Origin of the sequence: Stenotrophomonas sp. PS02298 (genome assembly GCF_029959445.1) — a bacterium.
Classification (GTDB): Bacteria; Pseudomonadota; Gammaproteobacteria; order Xanthomonadales; family Xanthomonadaceae; genus Stenotrophomonas.
On record NZ_JASCOR010000016.1, the window covers coordinates 15,251 to 33,076 of the forward strand.

General features: G+C 61.6%; 14 protein-coding genes and 1 pseudogene. 13 read left to right on the plus strand and 2 right to left on the minus strand.

The annotated features are described in order from the left end of the window. Positions 1–397: 397 nt before the first annotated feature. From QMX78_RS04400 to QMX78_RS04415, 4 genes are all read left to right on the plus strand, one after another. The gene (locus QMX78_RS04400) at positions 398–2,383 is read left to right on the plus strand and encodes a relaxase/mobilization nuclease and DUF3363 domain-containing protein (protein WP_123787496.1); all 1,986 of its coding nucleotides are present in this window, start codon (positions 398–400) and stop codon (positions 2,381–2,383) included. A 215-nt stretch (positions 2,384–2,598) separates the two neighbouring features. Continuing rightward, a complete protein-coding gene (locus QMX78_RS04405) occupies positions 2,599–3,942 on the plus strand; it encodes a ferric reductase-like transmembrane domain-containing protein (RefSeq protein ID WP_123787497.1) in 1,344 nt (447 codons plus the stop codon). A gap of 14 nt (positions 3,943–3,956) precedes the next feature. Further along, positions 3,957–4,622, plus strand: coding sequence for a response regulator transcription factor (locus QMX78_RS04410; RefSeq protein ID WP_012204578.1), 666 nt, complete (start codon positions 3,957–3,959; stop codon positions 4,620–4,622). Positions 4,623–4,682: 60 nt separating this feature from the next. Then, positions 4,683–6,038, plus strand: coding sequence for a histidine kinase dimerization/phospho-acceptor domain-containing protein (locus QMX78_RS04415; RefSeq protein WP_238922727.1), 1,356 nt, complete (start codon positions 4,683–4,685; stop codon positions 6,036–6,038). Between the two features lie 13 nt (positions 6,039–6,051). On the opposite strand, the gene QMX78_RS04420 is transcribed toward QMX78_RS04415, so the two are convergent. Together QMX78_RS04420 and QMX78_RS04425 are read right to left on the minus strand one after the other, a co-directional pair. Next, complete coding sequence (locus QMX78_RS04420) at positions 6,052–6,759, minus strand: VIT family protein (protein ID WP_123787498.1); 708 nt, start codon at positions 6,757–6,759, stop codon at positions 6,052–6,054. A 41-nt stretch (positions 6,760–6,800) separates the two neighbouring features. Further along, a complete protein-coding gene (locus tag QMX78_RS04425; protein ID WP_123787499.1) occupies positions 6,801–7,352 on the minus strand; it encodes a cytochrome b in 552 nt (183 codons plus the stop codon). Positions 7,353–7,662: 310 nt separating this feature from the next. Here QMX78_RS04425 and QMX78_RS04430 point away from each other — a divergent pair, with 310 nt between their 5' ends. The 9 genes and pseudogenes from QMX78_RS04430 (at position 7,663) to QMX78_RS04470 (ending at position 17,689) form a co-directional block, all read left to right on the plus strand. Continuing rightward, positions 7,663–8,886 carry an efflux RND transporter periplasmic adaptor subunit gene (locus QMX78_RS04430; protein WP_123787500.1) on the plus strand — a complete coding sequence of 408 codons (1,224 nt, stop codon included), beginning with the start codon at positions 7,663–7,665 and terminating at the stop codon, positions 8,884–8,886. Positions 8,887–8,899: 13 nt separating this feature from the next. Continuing rightward, entirely contained in the window at positions 8,900–11,995 is a 3,096-nt protein-coding gene (locus QMX78_RS04435) for a CusA/CzcA family heavy metal efflux RND transporter (RefSeq protein WP_235105032.1), read from the plus strand. Continuing rightward, a complete protein-coding gene (locus QMX78_RS04440) occupies positions 11,992–12,312 on the plus strand; it encodes a DUF3240 family protein (RefSeq protein ID WP_003056157.1) in 321 nt (106 codons plus the stop codon). The genes QMX78_RS04435 and QMX78_RS04440 overlap by 4 nt, the downstream gene beginning before the upstream one ends. After that, a complete protein-coding gene (locus QMX78_RS04445; protein WP_235105033.1) occupies positions 12,309–13,607 on the plus strand; it encodes a TolC family protein in 1,299 nt (432 codons plus the stop codon). Before QMX78_RS04440 ends, QMX78_RS04445 begins: the two co-directional genes overlap by 4 nt. Then, complete coding sequence (locus QMX78_RS04450) at positions 13,594–14,376, plus strand: phosphatase PAP2 family protein (protein WP_043376327.1); 783 nt, start codon at positions 13,594–13,596, stop codon at positions 14,374–14,376. The genes QMX78_RS04445 and QMX78_RS04450 overlap by 14 nt, the downstream gene beginning before the upstream one ends. A 26-nt stretch (positions 14,377–14,402) precedes the next feature. Next, a pseudogene (locus tag QMX78_RS04455) lies at positions 14,403–16,046 on the plus strand (phosphoethanolamine--lipid A transferase). 48 nt (positions 16,047–16,094) lie between these two features. After that, positions 16,095–16,481 carry a diacylglycerol kinase gene (locus QMX78_RS04460; RefSeq protein WP_235105035.1) on the plus strand — a complete coding sequence of 129 codons (387 nt, stop codon included), beginning with the start codon at positions 16,095–16,097 and terminating at the stop codon, positions 16,479–16,481. A gap of 42 nt (positions 16,482–16,523) precedes the next feature. After that, positions 16,524–17,438: a LysR substrate-binding domain-containing protein gene (locus tag QMX78_RS04465; RefSeq protein WP_282266959.1), complete on the plus strand. Its 915-nt coding sequence runs from the start codon at positions 16,524–16,526 to the stop codon at positions 17,436–17,438. A 26-nt stretch (positions 17,439–17,464) separates the two neighbouring features. Beyond that, positions 17,465–17,689, plus strand: coding sequence for an EexN family lipoprotein (locus tag QMX78_RS04470; RefSeq protein ID WP_123787502.1), 225 nt, complete (start codon positions 17,465–17,467; stop codon positions 17,687–17,689). Positions 17,690–17,826: the final 137 nt, after the last annotated feature.

Consider the following 17,826-nt stretch of genomic DNA (forward strand, 5'->3'; position numbering starts at 1 on the left):
TATCGTTCTGCTGGCCGTCGCCGTGTCGTCGCGCGTGCAGTGCGAGCGCATACGCGCAGCACTTCGCGCAGCCTTCCTATGTGCAGGCGTCTTGCCTCGAACGCCCCCGGCCTGTGGCCCTCATTGCCGTGGTTCGCGCGTTCGCCGGCGCGCTGGCTGCTCACGCAGCAGCGCCGCCGGGCCGCCGCTGCCCGGAGCGTCAGCGAGGGGCAAAGGCGGAAGGCAAGACAAAAGGACGCGGCACCGGGCCGCGTCGAAAGCCAGTCTGCACGTGGGGTTGGCGCAGCACGGAGCGGCTTCGCCGCCGTGCCGTTTGTGGCGCGAGGCCCGCGCCAATGCAGGCATGTCCGCGTGCTTCGCACGACCGGACACGCCAGAGCTTGCAGAGGGCACAGCCATGACCGACCGCCGCGACGACGATTTCCGCATCCGCCCCAGCGCCCCGAAGAATCGCGGCCAGGGCTTTGTCTCCAAGGTGCTCAAGCAGGCAGGCAAGGCCAGCGGCGGCAAGTCCTCGGTGCGCCGTCCTGGGACGGCTGGCGGCACCGGGAGGGGCACCGGCCAGCGGCCCGGTTCGCGCCTGGGGCGCGGCCACACGGCGGCGCGCTTCGCGGGGGCGAAGCTCACGCCCATGTCGCGGCGCGTGACCATCAAGACGCTGCTGGTCAACCAGCGCCAGGCCAGCCCGCAGTCGCTCGCCAAGCACCTGCGCTACATCGAGCGCGATGGCGTGGGCCGCGATGGCGAGCCGGGCCAAGCCTACGGGCCGCAGACCGATGCCGCCGACCTCGACGCCTTCAAGGAACGCTGCGCCGACGACCGACACCATTTCCGCTTCATCCTCTCGCCCGAGGATGGCGCCGAGCTGGAAGACCTGCGCACCTACACGCGGCACCTCATGGGCCGCATGGAAGCCGACCTGGGCACGGGCCTCGATTGGGTGGCCGTCAACCACTGGAACACCGACAACCCGCACACGCACATAGTCGTGCGCGGGCGCGACGACACCGGCAAAGACCTCATCATTGCGGGCGACTACATCGCCGATGGCTTCCGCCATCGCGCCGCCGAGCTGGCGACCGAATGGCTGGGGCCGCGCACCGAGCTGGAGATCCAGCAGACCTTGCAGCGCGAGGTGGAGCAGGAGCGGTGGACGAGCCTGGATCGCACCCTGCAACGCGAGGCCGGCGACGACGGCCGAGTGCAGATCGAACGCTTCAACGAACCGAGACTGCAACGCCAGCGCCTGTTGCTGGTTGGCCGGCTGCAACGCTTGCAGCGCCTGGGCCTGGCCGACGAAATGCAGCCCGGCACCTGGGCCGTCCACGCCGACGCGGAAAAGACCCTGCGCACCCTGGGCGAGCGTGGCGACATCATCCGCACCATGCAGCGGGCCATGCGCGGCGAGCCGCGCGAGCTGGCAGTGTTCGAGCCGGGCGACGATGGCCGAACCATTCTCGGCCGCGTAGCCGCGAAGGGGCTGGCCGACGAGCTGCGCGACCGGGGCTATCTGGTCATCGACGGCGTGGACGGCAAGGCCCACTACGTCGCGCTCAATGCCCGCGACGAGCTGGCGAACTATCCGACCGGCGCCGTGGTGGCGGTGAAGGGATCGGCCGACGTGCGTGCGGCCGACAAGAACATCACCGCACTGGCGAGCGGTGGCCTGTACCGCACCGACCATCATCTGGCCGTCGCGCAGGGGCAGACAGTGCCGGGCCGTGATCCGCAGGAAGTCGTCGCGGTCCACGTCCGCCGGCTGGAAGCCCTGCGCCGCGCCGGCATCGTGGAGCGCGTGGCCGAGGGACTTTGGAAGGTGCCGGACGACCTGGCCGAACAGGGCCGCCGCTACGACGCGCAGCGTCTGGGCGGCGTGGCGGTGGAACTGAAATCGCACCTGCCCATCGAGCGGCAGGCCCGCGTGATTGGGGCCACTTGGCTCGACCAGCAATTGATCGGCGGCGGCTCGGGCCTGGGCGACCTCGGCTTTGGCAGCGAGGCCAAACAGGCGATGCAGCAGCGCGCCGACTTCCTGGCCGAACAGGGATTGGCCGAGCGGCGCGGCCAGCGCGTGATCCTGGCGCGCAACCTGCTGGGCACACTGCGCAACCGGGAACTGGCGCAGGTCGCCAAAGACATTGCGGCCGAAACTGGCTTGGAGCATCGACCCGTGTCCGATGGGCAGCGCGTGGCCGGCATCTACCGGCGCTCCGTCATGCTTGCCAGCGGGCGCTACGCGATGCTCGATGACGGCATGGGGTTCAGCCTGGTGCCGTGGAAACCGGTGATCGAGCAGCGAATGGGGCAGCAGCTTGCCGGGACGGTGCGCGGCGGCGCGGTGTCATGGGAGATTGGGCGGCATCGGGGGCCAACCATTTCTTGAGTCAAGGTAATGCCACAAGCCGGTGGGAAAAATTAGATCCTATTTATTGATGGTTGATCAATCCAAAGCATTACCAAAGGTTGGGATTCCAGAATTAAAATTTTCTGTAATTTCGGATACATGGCCACATTCAAAGGCACGCTATCGCGTATCTGGATTGATGGTTTCAGACCAATACCGCATGCGCCTTCCGCAGAATTTAGGGCAAATCCACGATGAAGAGAATAATTTGGACGTTCTGGTTTTTTGCGCTGGCATTGAGCGCTCTATGGCTTTTTACCGATACGCTCTGGCCTGCACAGTCCAACTACTTCGCCCTGCGAACGGTATGGATTCAATACAGCGGCGTACTGGCCATCGGCACGATGTCCGTGGCGATGGTGCTGGCCACGCGCCCTGCGTGGCTGGAGCCCAGCTTGAACGGACTGGACAAGATGTACCGCCTGCACAAGTGGCTCGGCATCGCCGCTCTGGCCGCTGCAACAATACACTGGCTGTGGGCGCAGGGTACTAAGTGGGCCGTAGGCTGGGGCTGGCTGACGCGCCCGGCGCGCAAGCCCCGCGCAGCGGCTGATTCAATGGGCTCCATTGAATCGGCGCTGCGTGGCTGGCGCGGACTGGCCGAGGACTTGGGCGAATGGGCCTTCTACGCCGTCGCGGTGCTACTGGTACTGGCTTTGGTCAAGCGCTTTCCATACCGGCTGTTCGCCAAGACGCACCACTGGATGGCAGCGATCTACTTGGTGCTGGCCTTCCACACCTTGGTGCTGGTTCAGTTCTCCTACTGGGCGCAGCCCGTGGGCTGGGCTTTGGCTATGCTGCTGGCGAGCGGCACGGTATCGGCGGTGTGGGTGCTGCTGGGCCGGGTCGGTGCGCAGCGCACCACGCACGGTGTCATCGAATCGCTGCAGACCTACCCTGCGCTGAACGTGCTGGAAACCACCCTGCGAATGGACCCGGCCTGGCCCGGCCACCGGCCCGGACAGTTTGCCTTCGCCATGTCCAACCCGAAAGAAGGCCCGCATCCCTACACGCTGGCCTCAGCCTGGGTGCCGGAAGACCGGCGCATCACCTTCATCACCAAGGCGCTGGGCGACCACACCCGCCGGCTGCCGGAACGCCTGCAAGTTGGCGACCGGGTGACGGTCGAGGGGCCTTACGGCTGCTTCACTTTCGACGACGGGCGTGCCCGCCAGATCTGGATCGGTGCTGGCATCGGCATCACGCCGTTCATCGCGCGCATGAAGTTCCTGGCGCAGCACGAGGGCCAAGACGCACGTCCCATCGATTTGTTTCATCCGACGAGCGACGTTGATCCGCAGGCCATCGAGAAACTGAGCGCCGACAGCGAGGCGGCCGGCGTTGCGCTACACCTGTTCATCGACAAGAAGGACGGTCGCCTGACAGGTGAGCGCCTGCGTGCCATGGTTCCCGGTTGGAAAGACGCCAGCGTCTGGTTCTGCGGCCCCACGGCCTTCGGCAGCGCGTTGCGCGCCGACCTGCTGGCCCAGGGGTTGGAGCCGGAAGCCTTCCACCAAGAGCTTTTCGAGATGCGCTGAATGGAAGAAAGCATATGCGCGTATTGATCGTGGAAGACTCGCAAACGCTGGCCGAAGCCCTGAGCCAGAGCCTTCAGTCGGAAGGCTATGCCTGCGATACAGCAGCCGATGGCGTGTCCGCGCTGAAGTTTCTTGCCAGCTACCGGTACGACGCCATCATTCTGGACTTGATGCTGCCCCGGCTGGACGGCTTTGGCGTGTTGCGCGCATTGAGCCGGGAGGCCCATGCCGCTCCGGTATTGGTGCTCTCCGCGCGCGAACTGCTTGACGACCGGGTGCGGGCCTTGGATGCGGGTGCCGATGACTACCTGACAAAACCCTTCGAGCTGGCCGAACTGCTGGCTCGCCTGCGGGCGCTGGTGCGGCGTCCGCCGCAACGGGACGTTCCAGTTCTGCGCCACGGCGATCTGGAGGTCGATCCGCGCTCGCGCACCGCGAGGTTCAAGGGCATTGATCTTGGGCTCACGCCGAAGGAATATGGACTGCTCGACTTGCTGCTGCGTCGGCGCGGCGCCACGCTGTCGCGCCCGCAGATTTTTGAACATTTGTACGACAGCCGCAGCGATGCATCGGACAAGGTGGTGGAGGTGATCGTCAGCACCTTGCGAACCAAGCTCGCCCAGTGCGGCCTGGATGAACTGATCGTGACACGACGTGGCTTCGGCTACATACTGCCCTGAACGATGGTACGTCCCGATTCCGAAGCCCTCTCTGATGCGAGTCAAGGCAGATCCTGGTCCTTGCAGCGGCGGCTGGCTGCCAGCCTGGTGATCTGCATTGGAGGAACCTTCGCCATCCTGTTTCCCGTCCTCGACTACTGGATCGACCACGAAATCTACCGACGGATGGATACCACCCTGATGCAACGATCAGCGGCGGTGGGGCGCGTGCTGCAGGAGTTGGATGCGAGAAAGCTCGAAAGCCTCATGCCGGAATACGAGCCTGGCGGGCATACCGAGTTCTTCACGGTCTTCGATTCGCAGACCCACCGGACCTTGCTGCGTTCGCCCAGCAGTGCTGGGGCCGAGCTGGCGCTTGGACCGGTGGAGCAAGGCACCCCACGCTACTACGACGTGATACTCCCGGACGGCCACGCGGGCCGCGCGCTGGCGACGCGCGTGCCGGTAAGAGGTGAGGAATCTCGATTGCTGGTTGTGGCAACAGAACGTCGGGATTGGGATCAAACCGAACGGCGCATCCACTTCACGCTCCTGGGCGGTATCGTGCTGGCGACGCTCCTGGCCACAGGCCTGGCGCTGCTCATGGTTCGGCGCATCGTGGTCATGCTGGAGCGCGTTGGCGTGCAACTGGCCGACCTGCGTTCGGATCGGCCGATTGCGCGGATCGGAGCGGACTTTCCACGCGAACTGCGGCCGTTTGCCGAAGCCTTCAATCAGGGCTTGCATCACCTGTATGCGGCCATTGCCCGCGAGCGCCGCTTCTCCCGCGACGTGGCCCACGAGTTGCGCACGCCCTTGGCAGAAATCCGCATCAGCGCAGAAAGCGCTTTGATCGATGCCGACCCGACCCGAATCCAGCGCGCCCTGAATGCAACGATCCAGGCCAGTTCACGCATGCAGCGCAGTGTGGACACTCTGCTGTTGTTGGCGCGGCTTGAATCCGGCCAACACACACTTGCGCTTGATCCTCTGGATCTAACAGCTTTGCTGCAAGAGTTGCTGGCGGGATTCAACGTCCAGCAAATGGCACCCAAGTCACCTATCCGTGTGACTTTGCCTGAATCGGCATGGGTGCAAAGCGATCAGGGCGTGATCGAACGCATCGTCTCCAACCTCTTGCGCAATGCCATCGAATACGCGCCCGAAGGCGACGACATTCAATGTAGGCTGGAGCGCGCGGCTTCCGGCTGGATGTTGACCATCGTCAACACAGCTCCCAATTTGCAGGCATCCGATCTGGATCAATTCGGACTTCGCTTCTGGCGCAAGGATTCCGAAGGTGGCACGGCGCACCACGCCGGGCTGGGACTTGCACTGGCCCTGGCGCTCGCGCATGCCATAGACCTGCCGCTGGCGTTCTCACTGGACAACGGTCGGCTGTCCGCGCGGCTTGGCCCTTGGCCACCGCTGCTCTGAGATTGACGCAGATCTACACCGCAGTGCCGAACATGGCTCCCACGCCCGCTGTCACCGCCATGGCAAATGTGCCCCAGAACGCGACGCGCAGCGCACTTTTGAAGAGCGGCGTACCACCCACGGCAGCGGCCGCAGCGCCGAGAAGGGCCAGGAAGACAATCGCCGTCGCGACGATCCAATAGAGCAGGCTCTGCTCCGGCGCCAACAGAACCACGGCCAGCGGCATGGCCGCACCCATCGCGAAGCTCCCAGCGGACGCCATGGCGGCTTGCAGCGGGCGAGCGCTCAAGGTTTCAGAAATGCCCAATTCATCGCGCGCGTGCGCGCCCAGCGCATCATGCGCCATCAATTGCGTGGCGACCTGATCCGCGAGTCGATGATCCAGGCCACGCCGGACATAGATGGCCGTTAGTTCCCGATGCTCTGCTTCCGGACTGTTTTCCAGTTCATCACGTTCCCGCGCCAAATCCGCCTTCTCCGTATCAGCTTGTGAATAGACCGACACGAACTCGCCTGCAGCCATGGACATGGCACCGGCTACCAACCCCGCGATGGCCGTGGTCATGATGCTGGCATGGCTTGCATGGGCAGCAGCCACGCCTGCAACCAGGCTGGCCGTGGAAATGATGCCGTCATTGGCACCCAGAACAGCGGCGCGCAGCCATCCGATATGTTCAGTGCGGTGACTTTCAGGGTGGGCGCGGTGGTGAAATTTGGTCATTGGAGATTCGAATCCATATAAAGCAGCCTGAGGCCAGTAGGTCAGGGGCGACGACCGGGAAGCATGCGAACCAGTGTGTTGTCACGCATGACGTAGTGGTGCAACAGCGCCGCCATCGCATGCGATCCGATCAAGACATAGCCCAATGTCGCCAGCGCCTCATGGACATCCTTGAGTTGGCGCGACAAAGCAACGTCGGTGCCGATCAGAGAGGGAATGGGCAAGCCAAACAGAACAACCGGCTTGCCCGCCGCACTCAAGGTGAGCCATCCGAGCAGCGGCATGGCGAGCATGAAGCTGTAGAGCGCATAGTGCATGACATCGGCGAGCGTGGCCTGCCAGCGTGGCATGGGTGGTTGGATCGCGGGCTTCACGCCCGCCTGGATGCGCACCCCGATACGGATCACGACGATAACCAGAACGCTGAGGCCCAGCAGGTAGTGCAAGGACTTCATGGCGTCTCTCAAGGCTCCCTTGGGTGCCAGTCCGCGCAGCTCCATGCTCGCATAGACCGCGATGATGAGAAGCACGGTCAGCCAATGCAGTCCTATGACCAAAGGACTGAAGCGGTATTCGGAATTCCTGACATTCATGGTGTATGGCTCCGATGTTTGAGGTAGCAAAGGCGCACCGCTGGCATATCAGAGCAAGTTACTGAAAAATCAGTTTATCGATTGCTTGCTGCTCAAAGCAGGCGTTTCGCCGAAATACATCGTACTGAGCAAATTTCGCTTTCTCCAAAGCTTTCTCAAAGCTTCACCGAAGAACATGAGCCGATCTTTTACAAGAGATCGACCGCATGTTTCGCCTCATTAACCTCGCGCACCGCTTCATATGCGACGGATTTTCAATCCGCGCTGTGTGCTCGCTACTCTGCTCTACGTCGTTTGGAGCAGCACAAGCATGAGCTTCCCGACCTTGAAAGCGGCGGGTGCCTCCAGCCGAACCAAGACTCTGGCCCTGTCCGCTATCAGCGTGGCGGTTCTGGTTGCCGCAGGGTACGGCTGGTGGGCCTGGACAACGCCGCGGACAACCGTAGCCGATAAAGACGCGAGCGAGGCTGTCGCCCAACCGAGCGCTGGCGGCGTTCAGCTCAACGCTGCTCAGCTTCGCGCGCAGGGTGTGGAAACCGCGCTCGTCAAAGACACCGCAGTGATACCGCTGGATGGCTTGCCCGCGCAGACCGTAGCGCCGCTCTCGGCCAGCGCGCACGTCGTAGCGCCCTATGGCGGTGTGGTGACGCGTGTTTTGGTCGATGAAGGCGCTGCGGTGCGTCAAGGACAAGCTCTGGCGCACATCCAGAGCAAGGACGTTCTGGCGGCGCAGGCCGATCTGGCGCGTGCCCGCACCGAAGCGGCGGTGGCCGCGGCGCAGGCCCGGCGCGATGCCTCGCTCTTGGCCGAGGGCATCATCCCAGCCACGCGCAACGAGCAAACCCAAGCGCGCGCGGCGGTTGCGCAAAGTACGTTGCAAGAGACCAATGGCGCCCTCGCACGGCTTCGACCCGTTAGCGGTGGGCAGGCGGGCGAGTATGAATTGCTGGCGCCTTTGTCCGGGCGGGTGATGCGTCGTCACCTGAGCCTCGGGCAGGCGGTCGCGCCGCTCGACATCGCCTTCCTGGTGGCTGAGCCTGGCCCGCTGGATGTCAGCGTCACGGTTCCGCTGCGGTGGCGCTCGGATCTCCGCCCGGGCTTGGAAGTGCGTCTTCCCGATGGCACGATCGCTCGGGTGACGGCCGTTGGTGGCGACACTGACCTCAGTAGTCAGAGCCTGCGGGTACGTGCCCGCGTCGATGCAGATCAGGCAGGGGCAGACCGCTATGCGGCCGGGCAGCAGATCAGTGTCGCGCTGTTGCTGCCAGCACCGCATGGCACCTTGAGCGTGCCATCGTCCGCACTGCTGCCAGCGGGCAGCGCCCACGTGCTCTACGTTGCTGAGCCGTCATCGCAAGACAAGCAAGGCGACCTACGCGTCCGCGCTGTTCCGGTGCAACTGCTGGGGCAAGACGAATCAGAGGCGTCAAGCGCCGTGCGTGCCGTCTCGCCAGACACTGCGCCGCTTGCGGCAAGCATGCAGGTCGTCGTGCGCGGCACGGCACTGCTCAAATCCATGATTCCATTGCAATGAGGGGCGACCACGCATGTTGTCCCGTCTGATTGAATTTTCCCTGCGCCAACGTGCGCTGGTGCTACTCGGCGTGCTGGCTTTGGCAGGTGCGGGCTTGGCAGCCTTCCTGCAACTGCCGATCGATGCCTATCCGGATATTTCCCCCACGCAGGTCAAGCTGATCATCAAGGCCCCCGGCATGACGCCCGAAGAGGTGGAGTCGCGCGTGATCACGCCGCTGGAGATGGAGTTGCTCGGCGTGCCGCAGGGCGTGATGCTGCGCTCCACGGCCAAGTATGCCATCGCCGACATCACGCTGGACTTCGCCGAAGGCAGTGACATCTACTGGGCGCGTCAGCAGGTGGCCGAGCGCTATGGCGGCGTTTCGGGCAGCCTACCCGAAGGCGTCAGCGGCGGACTAGCGCCGATTTCGACACCACTGTCGGACGTGTTCATGTTCACCATCGAAGGCGGTGGCCTCACGCTGAGCGAGCGCCGCGCTCTGCTGGACTGGACGCTGCGCCCGGCCCTGCGCACGCTGGCCGGTGTTGCCGATGTCAACGTGCTGGGTGGAGAAGCCAAGAGCTTTGCCGTGGTGCCGGATCGCGCACGGCTTTCCGCTGCGGGCCTCAGCTTCTCTGATGTCATCACGGCAATCGGCCGCAACAACCGCAATGACGGTGCGGGCCGCCTGGATGCAGGCGAAGACACGCTGATCGTGCGCGCCGAAGGCGCGATCCACACTTTGGACGATTTATCCCGTCTGATCCTGCGCGCGGGGGCCAATGGTACGGCCCCAGTTCGCCTGGGCGACGTGGCCCAGGTGCGCATCGAAGGCGTGACGCGCTATGGCGCCGTCACCCGGGACGGCGCGGGCGAAGCGGTGGAAGGCATCGTGGTGGCGCTGCGCGGGGCCGATGCCTCGGCGCTGGTCAAAGCCATTCGAGCCCGGCTGGACGAGGTGACTCCCAGCCTGCCGCCCGGCGTCAAGGTGGTGCCATTCTATGACCGCAGCACGTTGATCGAGCGCGCTGTGGGCACGGTGGAAAGCGCCTTGCTGGAAGCCACGGTACTGGTCGTTATCCTGCTGCTTCTGTTCCTCGGCGAGCTTCGCGCCGCGCTGGTTGTGGCGGTGATGGTGCCTTTGGCGGCACTGGGCACCTTCCTTCTGATGCGTCTGGTCGGCATGAGCGCCAACCTGATGAGCTTGGGGGGCCTCGCGATCGCCATCGGCATGCTGGTGGACGCTGCCGTAGTGGTGGTGGAAAACGCCGTCAGTCGGCTCGACCCGCACGCGCCCAGTGCGCACCAGCCGCGCCTGCACCGCATATTCGCCGCGGCGCGCGAGGTCGCCATGCCTGTGGCCTCGGGCATCCTCATCATCTGTCTGACCTTCATGCCCCTGCTCACGCTGCAAGGGTTGGAAGGCAAACTGTTTGTGCCGGTGGCGCTGACCATCGTGTTCGCCCTGGGCGTCTCGCTGCTGCTGTCGCTCACGCTGGTGCCGGTGCTGGCCTCGCTGCTGCTCAAGGAACACGCGCACACCGAGCCGTGGGTGATGCGCTGGGCCACGCGCCTGTACCAACCGCTGCTGGAGGCTGCGCTTCACCACCCGCTACGCGCATCGGCGGTCGCCATCGCGGCCCTGACATTGGGTGTGGTGGCCTACCTCGGCACGGGCAAGGCGTTCATGCCGACGATGGACGAGGGCGATATCCTGCTGCAACTGCAAAAGCCGCCGTCCATTGGGTTGCAGCGCTCGCTGGAGATTGACCTGGCGGTGCAGAAGGCCATCGGTGCGGCGGTGCCCGAGGTGCGGCACAGCATCGGGCGGGTGGGCTCGGACGAGCTGGGGCTCGACCCGATGGGCCTGAACGAAACCGACCTGTTCATGCAGCTCGCACCGCGCAAGGATTGGCATGCAGCCGACAAGGACGCGTTGAGTGCCGAGATACGCAAGGTGATGGATGCCTTCCCCGGCCTGGAATTCGGCTTTACCCAGCCCATCGAGATGCGCATCTCGGAAATGCTCACCGGCAGCCGGGGCGACGTGGCCGTCAAGCTGTTCGGCCCTGATCTGCAAACGCTGGGCGATCTGGCGCAGCGCATGGCCGCTCGCATCGAGAAAGTGCCCGGTGCGCGCGACGTGCTCACCCAGGCCAGCGACAGCGTGGAATACCTGCAGGTGAAGGTGGATGCGCAGGCGGCCGGTCGCGCCGGACTGGCCGTGACGCAGGTTCAGGACGAGCTGCGTGCGCAGCTCGAAGGCGTGCCGGCCGGGCTGGTGATCGAGCCGGACAGGCGCACGCCCATCGTGGTGCGCGGGGATGCCCGGCTGCGCGGATCGGCCGAGCGGTTCAAGGACTTGCAGCTCGCCCGTGGCGATCAGGGCGAGATCCCCCTAGCCTCGCTGGCGCGCATCGCCACCACCGATGGCCCCGTGCTGGTGCGGCGCGAGAACGGTTCGCGCTTCGCGCTGATCCAGTCCAGCGTGAGCGGGCGCGATCTGGTCGGCTTCGTAGATGAAGCGCGCGAAGCCGTGGCGCTCGACGTGCCGCTGCCGCCCGGCTACCGCGTCGAATGGGGCGGGCAATTTGAGAACCAGCAACGTGCAGCGGCCCGCCTAGGCATGGTAGTGCCGGTGGCCCTGGGGCTGATTTTCTTCGTGCTGTTCATGACCTTCGGCTCGGTGCGGCAGGCCGCGCTCATCCTCGGCAACGTGCCGTTTGCCATGGTCGGCGGCGTGGCGGCGCTGTGGTTGTCGGGGCAGTACCTGTCGGTGCCTGCTTCGGTCGGCTTCATCGCGCTGCTGGGCATCGCCGTGCTCAACGGATTGGTGCTGGTGACGCACTTCAACCACCTGCATGCGCTAGGCCTGCCCATGGAACAGGTGGTGCGCGAAGGTTCGCTGCGACGGCTGCGCCCCGTGCTGATGACGGCTTCCATCACCGCCTTTGGCCTGGTGCCCCTGCTGCTGGCCAGTGGCCCTGGCTCTGAGATCCAGCGCCCACTCGCCATCGTGGTGATTGGCGGACTGGTCAGTTCCACGGCGCTGACCCTGGTCCTGCTGCCGGTGCTGTACCGGCGATTCGGCCAGGCCATCTCCTCACAACAAGGAGTCCACGCATGAACGGATTGAAAGAAGCGCAACTGGTGCGCCTGAATCTGGTGTTTCCACCCACGCTCGAAGACGCCGTCACCGATGCCCTGATGGCCGACCCGGTGCTGCCAGGGTTCACCCTGTTGCACGCCGAAGGGCATACCGGCGACTTCGCGCGCGCGTCCATTCGCGAGAAGGTTCGCGGCCGTGTGGATCGGCGCGTCATCTGGGTGTTGATCGAATACGAACAACTGGAACAGGTCCTGGCGCATCTGCGCCAGCGCATCGCGTCTAGCGATGTCCGCTGGTGGGTGGAGTCGGTGTTGGCAAGTGGAAGACTGGTATGACGAGTAAAAACAAAGGATGCAGCCTGGTACTACCGGCTGGTGCCGTCATGGTGGCTATCGCGGCTTTGACATTTCATCCCGCGCAAGCGCGCGCCGATGATCTTTCGTGGCTGCCTGCGCAGGCGCAAGTCGAAGCGGCGATAAAAATCCAGCCGGTCGTGAATGCCGCAGCCGCTCGCTTGGACGCGGCGGCCGCCACGCAAAGCGCCCTTGAAGCCGGTAGCCACGAATTTGAATTCAGTAGTGGCCTACAACGTCGCAACGTGACCAACGAAGCGCGTCGCTACAACGAATGGGAAATCCAGCTCAGCCGTGCTGTTCGCTTGCCAAACAAGGCGCGTATAGATCGGGACATCGGCAGCCGCACCCGTAGGGTGGCCGATATGCGCCTTGAAGATGCCGAGCACCAAATGGCAAGGCGACTGTTGGAAGTCTGGGCCGGATGGCTGCGCAGTTTCGTCGTAGCCGACGAGATGCAAGCTCAGGAAAAGTTGCTTAGACGTGAGCAGGAAGCAATGGCCCGCCGCGTGGCCCTGGGCGATGCAGCGCAGCGGGACAGCGACGTTCTGCAAGCCGAACGCGCGATGCTTGCAGCCCAGGTTAGCGCTGCGCGCGACGCAGAACGGGCAGCACGACAAACGATGGTGATCGAGTTCCCGGGCATTGAGATTCCCGCGCGGCCATCCACGCTGCCAGATCCCGATCCTTTGCCGGGCGGGGTACAGGAGTGGCTGGCGCGAATTGTGCGACAAAGCGTCGAAATCGGCATTGCCGATGGAGAGGCAGCGCGCCTTGCCAAGGTGGCCGAGCGAGCTCGCGCCAACCGCACGCCCGACCCCACAGTCGGGGTACGGATGATGTCTGAACGCGGTGGGACGGAACGTGTCATTGGCGTTGTCCTGACGGTGCCATTTGGCACTGACTATCGCAGTGCAATGGCTGCCACGGAAAGCGCCAACGCAGCTGCCGCAGAGGCAGAGGCGCTCGGCGTGCGGCGCGCGGTGGAGCAAAGTGCGTGGGTAGCCGCGCAGGCAGCTGAAAGTAAGCGCACGCAGTGGCAGTCATTCGCGCAGGCGCTGGCCGCGCAGACCACGGCCAGCAACCGCACGCGGCGAGCTTGGGAACTGGGAGAGGCCCCCTTGGCCGAATACCTCTTGACGTTGCGAAACCTGCGCCAGACACGCCTCGGTGAGGCACAGGCTCGCATCGATGCGCTGCAAGCGTCAGCACTGGTGCGTATCGATGCGCATGCGCTGTGGCATTCGAAGGAGGCACATGCCGATGCCCCTCAATGAATCCCGACTACTGGGCAACGCCCCACTATCCAACGCACCATTCGCACCTCGATTCTTAATCACTCATTTAGCGCTACCAGCGGGTGCGGCGCTGATCATCAGCAGTCTATTGATGGATGGCGGTGGGGACTTCTGGGTCGCCGATCATCTCTATCGCTTGCAGGGCAGCCGATGGGCTTTGCGGGATGCCTGGCTAACCAGCAACCTGCTGCATCGTGGTGGGAAGAATCTTTCCACCTTCCTGGCAATTGCGGTTGCAGCAACGTGCATCTGGGCTTGGAGAAAAAAACGTAGCAACAAATGCTCGGCATACCTACGCTGGCCGCTACTGTATCTTTTTTGTGCGTACTTGATCGGGGCACTGACGGTTTCGGCGCTGAAATCGTTCACTAACATGGATTGCCCCTGGAACTTGGTGCGCTATGGCGGAGCGCGAGTGTTTGTGGGCCTGTTTGAAACACGCCCGCCCGGTATGCCGCGCGGTGTGTGCTTTCCCGCAGGGCATGCAAGTGCCGGATATGCATGGGTCAGCCTATATTTCTTTACCTTGATGGTTCGTCCTGCCTGGCGTTGGATGGCCTTGGCTGCAAGTTTGATGATAGGTGCCATCTTTGGATGGACCCAGCAGGTGCGCGGAGCCCACTTCCTTTCCCATGACTTGTGGACGCTCCTGATTTGTTGGGTCGTTGCCTTGGGTCTTTTCATGGTCTGGCAACGCTGGTTTGTTGATGGCTCAGGCGATGTCTATTCATCGGGGTTCCAAGCATGAGAACTTTCAAACAGGCTCTCGGTCTGATGCCGCGATTCAGAACTGCAAACCTCAAGGACCTAAGCCATTGGCGACCACAATGCAGCGTCGAGTGGCTGATCTTGATGACCAGTATTTTCTTTGCACTAGCCTGCAATGGTCTATTTTGGAGTAGCGCCTTAGGCGTCCAGTCCAGCTTACGCATGGGTACATCCGTACTGCTGTTTCTGGTGGGCATTCACAGTCTGCTGTTGAGTTTGGTTGTGTGGCGCTGGAATGCCAAGGTTTTACTTGCGGTGCTTTTTGTTGCCTCTGCCCTCGCAACACATTACATGCGCAGCTTTCATATCTACCTCGATTCGAGCATGTTGCGCAATGTTCTAGCCACAGACTTCAAGGAAAGTCGCGAGCTACTGACGCCTGCATTGATTGCTCCACTAAGCCTACTGGCAGTAGTTCCGATTATTTTTCTTTGGCGAATCCGATTGCTCGGGCGTACTTGGCTGAAAGCAACCGTGTGGCGTATGGGATTGATGCTGCTTTCGACACTGATGATTTCGGGCGGTGTCATGCTGTCATTTCAGGACATGTCCGCACTGATGAGAAATCATCGCTAAGTGCGATACTTGATTACACCGGGAAACTATCTGGTGGGTTTGCCGAAGGCACTGACAGGTTCCTCTATCACGCAGTCCGCCGAAAAAATACCCATTGGAGCTGATGCCGTTGCAACAGTCAGGCCCGAAGGCAGTCGGCCACGTTTATTAGTCTTTGTCGTAGGCGAGACGGCTCGCGCCCAAAACTGGGGATTGAACGGCTATGCACGCGAAACAACGCCTCAATTGACTCAGATGGGTGTGATCAATTTCTCCGACGTGCACTCCTGTGGAACTAATACCGAGGTTTCTGTGCCTTGCATGTTCTCGTCCTTTGGTCGCCGAAACTACGATGAAGACAAGATTCGCTCACACCAATCCTTACTGCATGTTCTGGAGCGCGCCGGTATTACCACATTATGGAGAGATAACCAGTCAGGTTGCAAAGGGGTGTGCGATGGTCTCGAATATCAAAGCCTAGGGAATGCACAAAGTCCCTCTTTATGCGTTGATGGTCGGTGTTTCGATGAGATTTTGCTTGAAGACTTACCAGCTCAGGCTCGCAAAAATCCCGGTGATCGTGTGATTTTTTTGCACCAGCTTGGAAATCATGGCCCCAGCTACTTTCAACGATACCCAGCAGCGTATCGAAAATTCATCCCAACATGCGACACACCGGAAATGGGGAAATGCACCCGCGAACAGATTGTGAATAGCTACGACAACGCTATTCTCTACACAGATCATTTCCTAACCCAAGTCATTAAAAAATTGCAGGGCCTTTCCGACTACGACACAGCTATGATATTCGTCTCGGATCACGGCGAATCCCTGGGCGAGAAGGGACTTTTTCTGCACGGCATGCCTTATGCGATTGCTCCACAAGAGCAGACTCGTGTTCCTTTGGTTATGTGGTTCTCTTCAACGTTTACTCAAAGTCGAGGGCTGAATATTGGCTGTTTGAGTGAGCGAGCCCGCTCTTATGCGAATCACGACGCATTGTTTTCGTCTGTCTTGGGGCTAATGCAGGTTAAAACAAGTGAGTACGATAGGAATTTCGATTTTTTCTTTGGCTGTGATGATAAGAATATATAAGAGTTGTTCTCATGAAAGATAAAAAACACACAATCCCAGCTGAGTCGCATGCCCGCATTCGAAAATAAACAAAAATCTCGCCGAGGAATATTGAGAATTTGGCATGCGTCCCATTACTCAATTCAGGGATTGCGCGCTGGATGGAATGAGCCGGCTTTTAGACTTGAGTCAGTATTTTCCTTTGTGTTGGTCCCATTGGCCTTCTGGTTGGGGCAGGGATGGGTCGAAGTCGCTCTTCTCTCAGGAAGTATCCTTATTTTGATGATTGTGGAGCTACTCAATACTGCTGTGGAATCGGCGATTGATCGTATTGGCCCTCAATGGCATGAGCTATCAAAGCGTGCAAAGGACATGGGAAGCGCTGCCGTGCTGTTAGCCACTTTGCTGACCGGGGGGGTTTGGCTGTCAGCACTCTGGCAAAGGCTGATTAATTAGCCGCGCAAATGAAATTAGACGAATTAAAGTGGAGTGAGCACAATGGAGCTTCGACATCTTCGCTGCTTTCTCATCGTTGCGGAGGAACTTCATTTCGCTCGCGCCGCTGAACGACTACATATCGACCAATCTCCACTTTCACGCACTATCAAAGAATTAGAAGAGGAACTTGGTGCTCGTTTATTCATTCGTACTACCCGAAGCACTCAACTAACCCGTGCCGGGCGACAGCTTTTGGAGCATGTCCCGCGCATTTTTACCGCATTGAATCAGGCCCGTGATGGCGTCAAGTCTGCCGCCAACGGATTTTGCGGCCAGTTGCGCATTGCCTTGTCTGACGGTGTAACTCCCTCACGCTTGCCAACTTTACTGGCGCAATGCCGTGAAGAGGACCCCGAAGTTGAGATACGTCTGTTCGAGGTGCCGCTCGGGCAACAGATCAAGGGTTTGCATGAAGATCTGTATGACGCAGGTTTTTCAATGGCCGAAGACGGAGGCGATGGCATCTTGGTCACGCCCGCCTGGGAGGACGAGTTGATGGTTGCGGTGCCAACTCGCCATTCTCTGCTCGCCCATAAGCGCGTTCCGTTGGAGGAAGTACTACGTCATCCGTTGGTGCTCGGCGACCCAGCAGTATGCGAAGGCCATGCACGGCAAGTCGATCGTTTTCTCCGCAAGCTCGATCAGGAGCCATTGATAGTCCAGCGCGTGGCGACCTTTGACGTGATGATGACATTGGTTTCCGCCGGTTTGGCTTTGGGCCTAGCAGGCGCAGCGCATATAGCTTCTTGTCGAGAGTCAGGCATCGTGGGTCGCCCCTTGGCAGGCAAGCCGCCAATGCTGACAACCTATCTGTTGCGCCGTGATGCCGCACCTTTCGAGATGTTGAACCGATTCATTGAACGAGTCGCCTTTCTTGAGGCAAGGGGTAATCTGAACCTGGCCGAAGATTCCTGACTTACTCGACGAAAGGACTGGGAACCATGAACAAAGTGCTGCTGATAATGGTCATCACCCTAACGGCATGTGGTCAATCTCGACCCTCGGAAACCGTGGACTTCCTTGTGGCCCACCCCGACCGCATCAAGGAACTCCAGCGCCAATGCAAGGAGGATCGCGCAAGGGTCGGCGATGAACTCTGCGTGCGCGCGGCCGAGGCCGCCAATCGGCGCTTCTTCGGTGATCGGCCGGAGCAAAAGACGAAGTAGCGTCCGCCGCTGTTGCTTCGCTACGACGAAGCTCTCGCTACTACCTCCATACGCCGCAACGCGCCCGCGCTCGCGGCGTTTTTATTGTCTTCGCCATTGCAAGAAATCTGGCTTTTTTGGCCTAAATCACAGCCATA

Excerpts from the sequence above, each read along its gene's own strand:
- QMX78_RS04420 (WP_123787498.1), bottom strand. The coding sequence starts at position 6,759 with ATGACCAAATTTCACCACCGCGCCCACCCTGAAAGTCACCGCACTGAA.
- QMX78_RS04425 (WP_123787499.1), bottom strand. The coding sequence starts at position 7,352 with ATGAATGTCAGGAATTCCGAATACCGCTTCAGTCCTTTGGTCATAGGA.
- QMX78_RS04405 (WP_123787497.1), top strand. The coding sequence starts at position 2,599 with ATGAAGAGAATAATTTGGACGTTCTGGTTTTTTGCGCTGGCATTGAGC.
- QMX78_RS04435 (WP_235105032.1), top strand. The coding sequence starts at position 8,900 with ATGTTGTCCCGTCTGATTGAATTTTCCCTGCGCCAACGTGCGCTGGTG.
- QMX78_RS04410 (WP_012204578.1), top strand. The coding sequence starts at position 3,957 with ATGCGCGTATTGATCGTGGAAGACTCGCAAACGCTGGCCGAAGCCCTG.
- QMX78_RS04400 (WP_123787496.1), top strand. The coding sequence starts at position 398 with ATGACCGACCGCCGCGACGACGATTTCCGCATCCGCCCCAGCGCCCCG.
- QMX78_RS04445 (WP_235105033.1), top strand. The coding sequence starts at position 12,309 with ATGACGAGTAAAAACAAAGGATGCAGCCTGGTACTACCGGCTGGTGCC.
- QMX78_RS04470 (WP_123787502.1), top strand. The coding sequence starts at position 17,465 with ATGAACAAAGTGCTGCTGATAATGGTCATCACCCTAACGGCATGTGGT.
- QMX78_RS04460 (WP_235105035.1), top strand. The coding sequence starts at position 16,095 with ATGCCCGCATTCGAAAATAAACAAAAATCTCGCCGAGGAATATTGAGA.
- QMX78_RS04430 (WP_123787500.1), top strand. The coding sequence starts at position 7,663 with ATGAGCTTCCCGACCTTGAAAGCGGCGGGTGCCTCCAGCCGAACCAAG.
- QMX78_RS04450 (WP_043376327.1), top strand. The coding sequence starts at position 13,594 with ATGCCCCTCAATGAATCCCGACTACTGGGCAACGCCCCACTATCCAAC.
- QMX78_RS04440 (WP_003056157.1), top strand. The coding sequence starts at position 11,992 with ATGAACGGATTGAAAGAAGCGCAACTGGTGCGCCTGAATCTGGTGTTT.
- QMX78_RS04465 (WP_282266959.1), top strand. The coding sequence starts at position 16,524 with ATGGAGCTTCGACATCTTCGCTGCTTTCTCATCGTTGCGGAGGAACTT.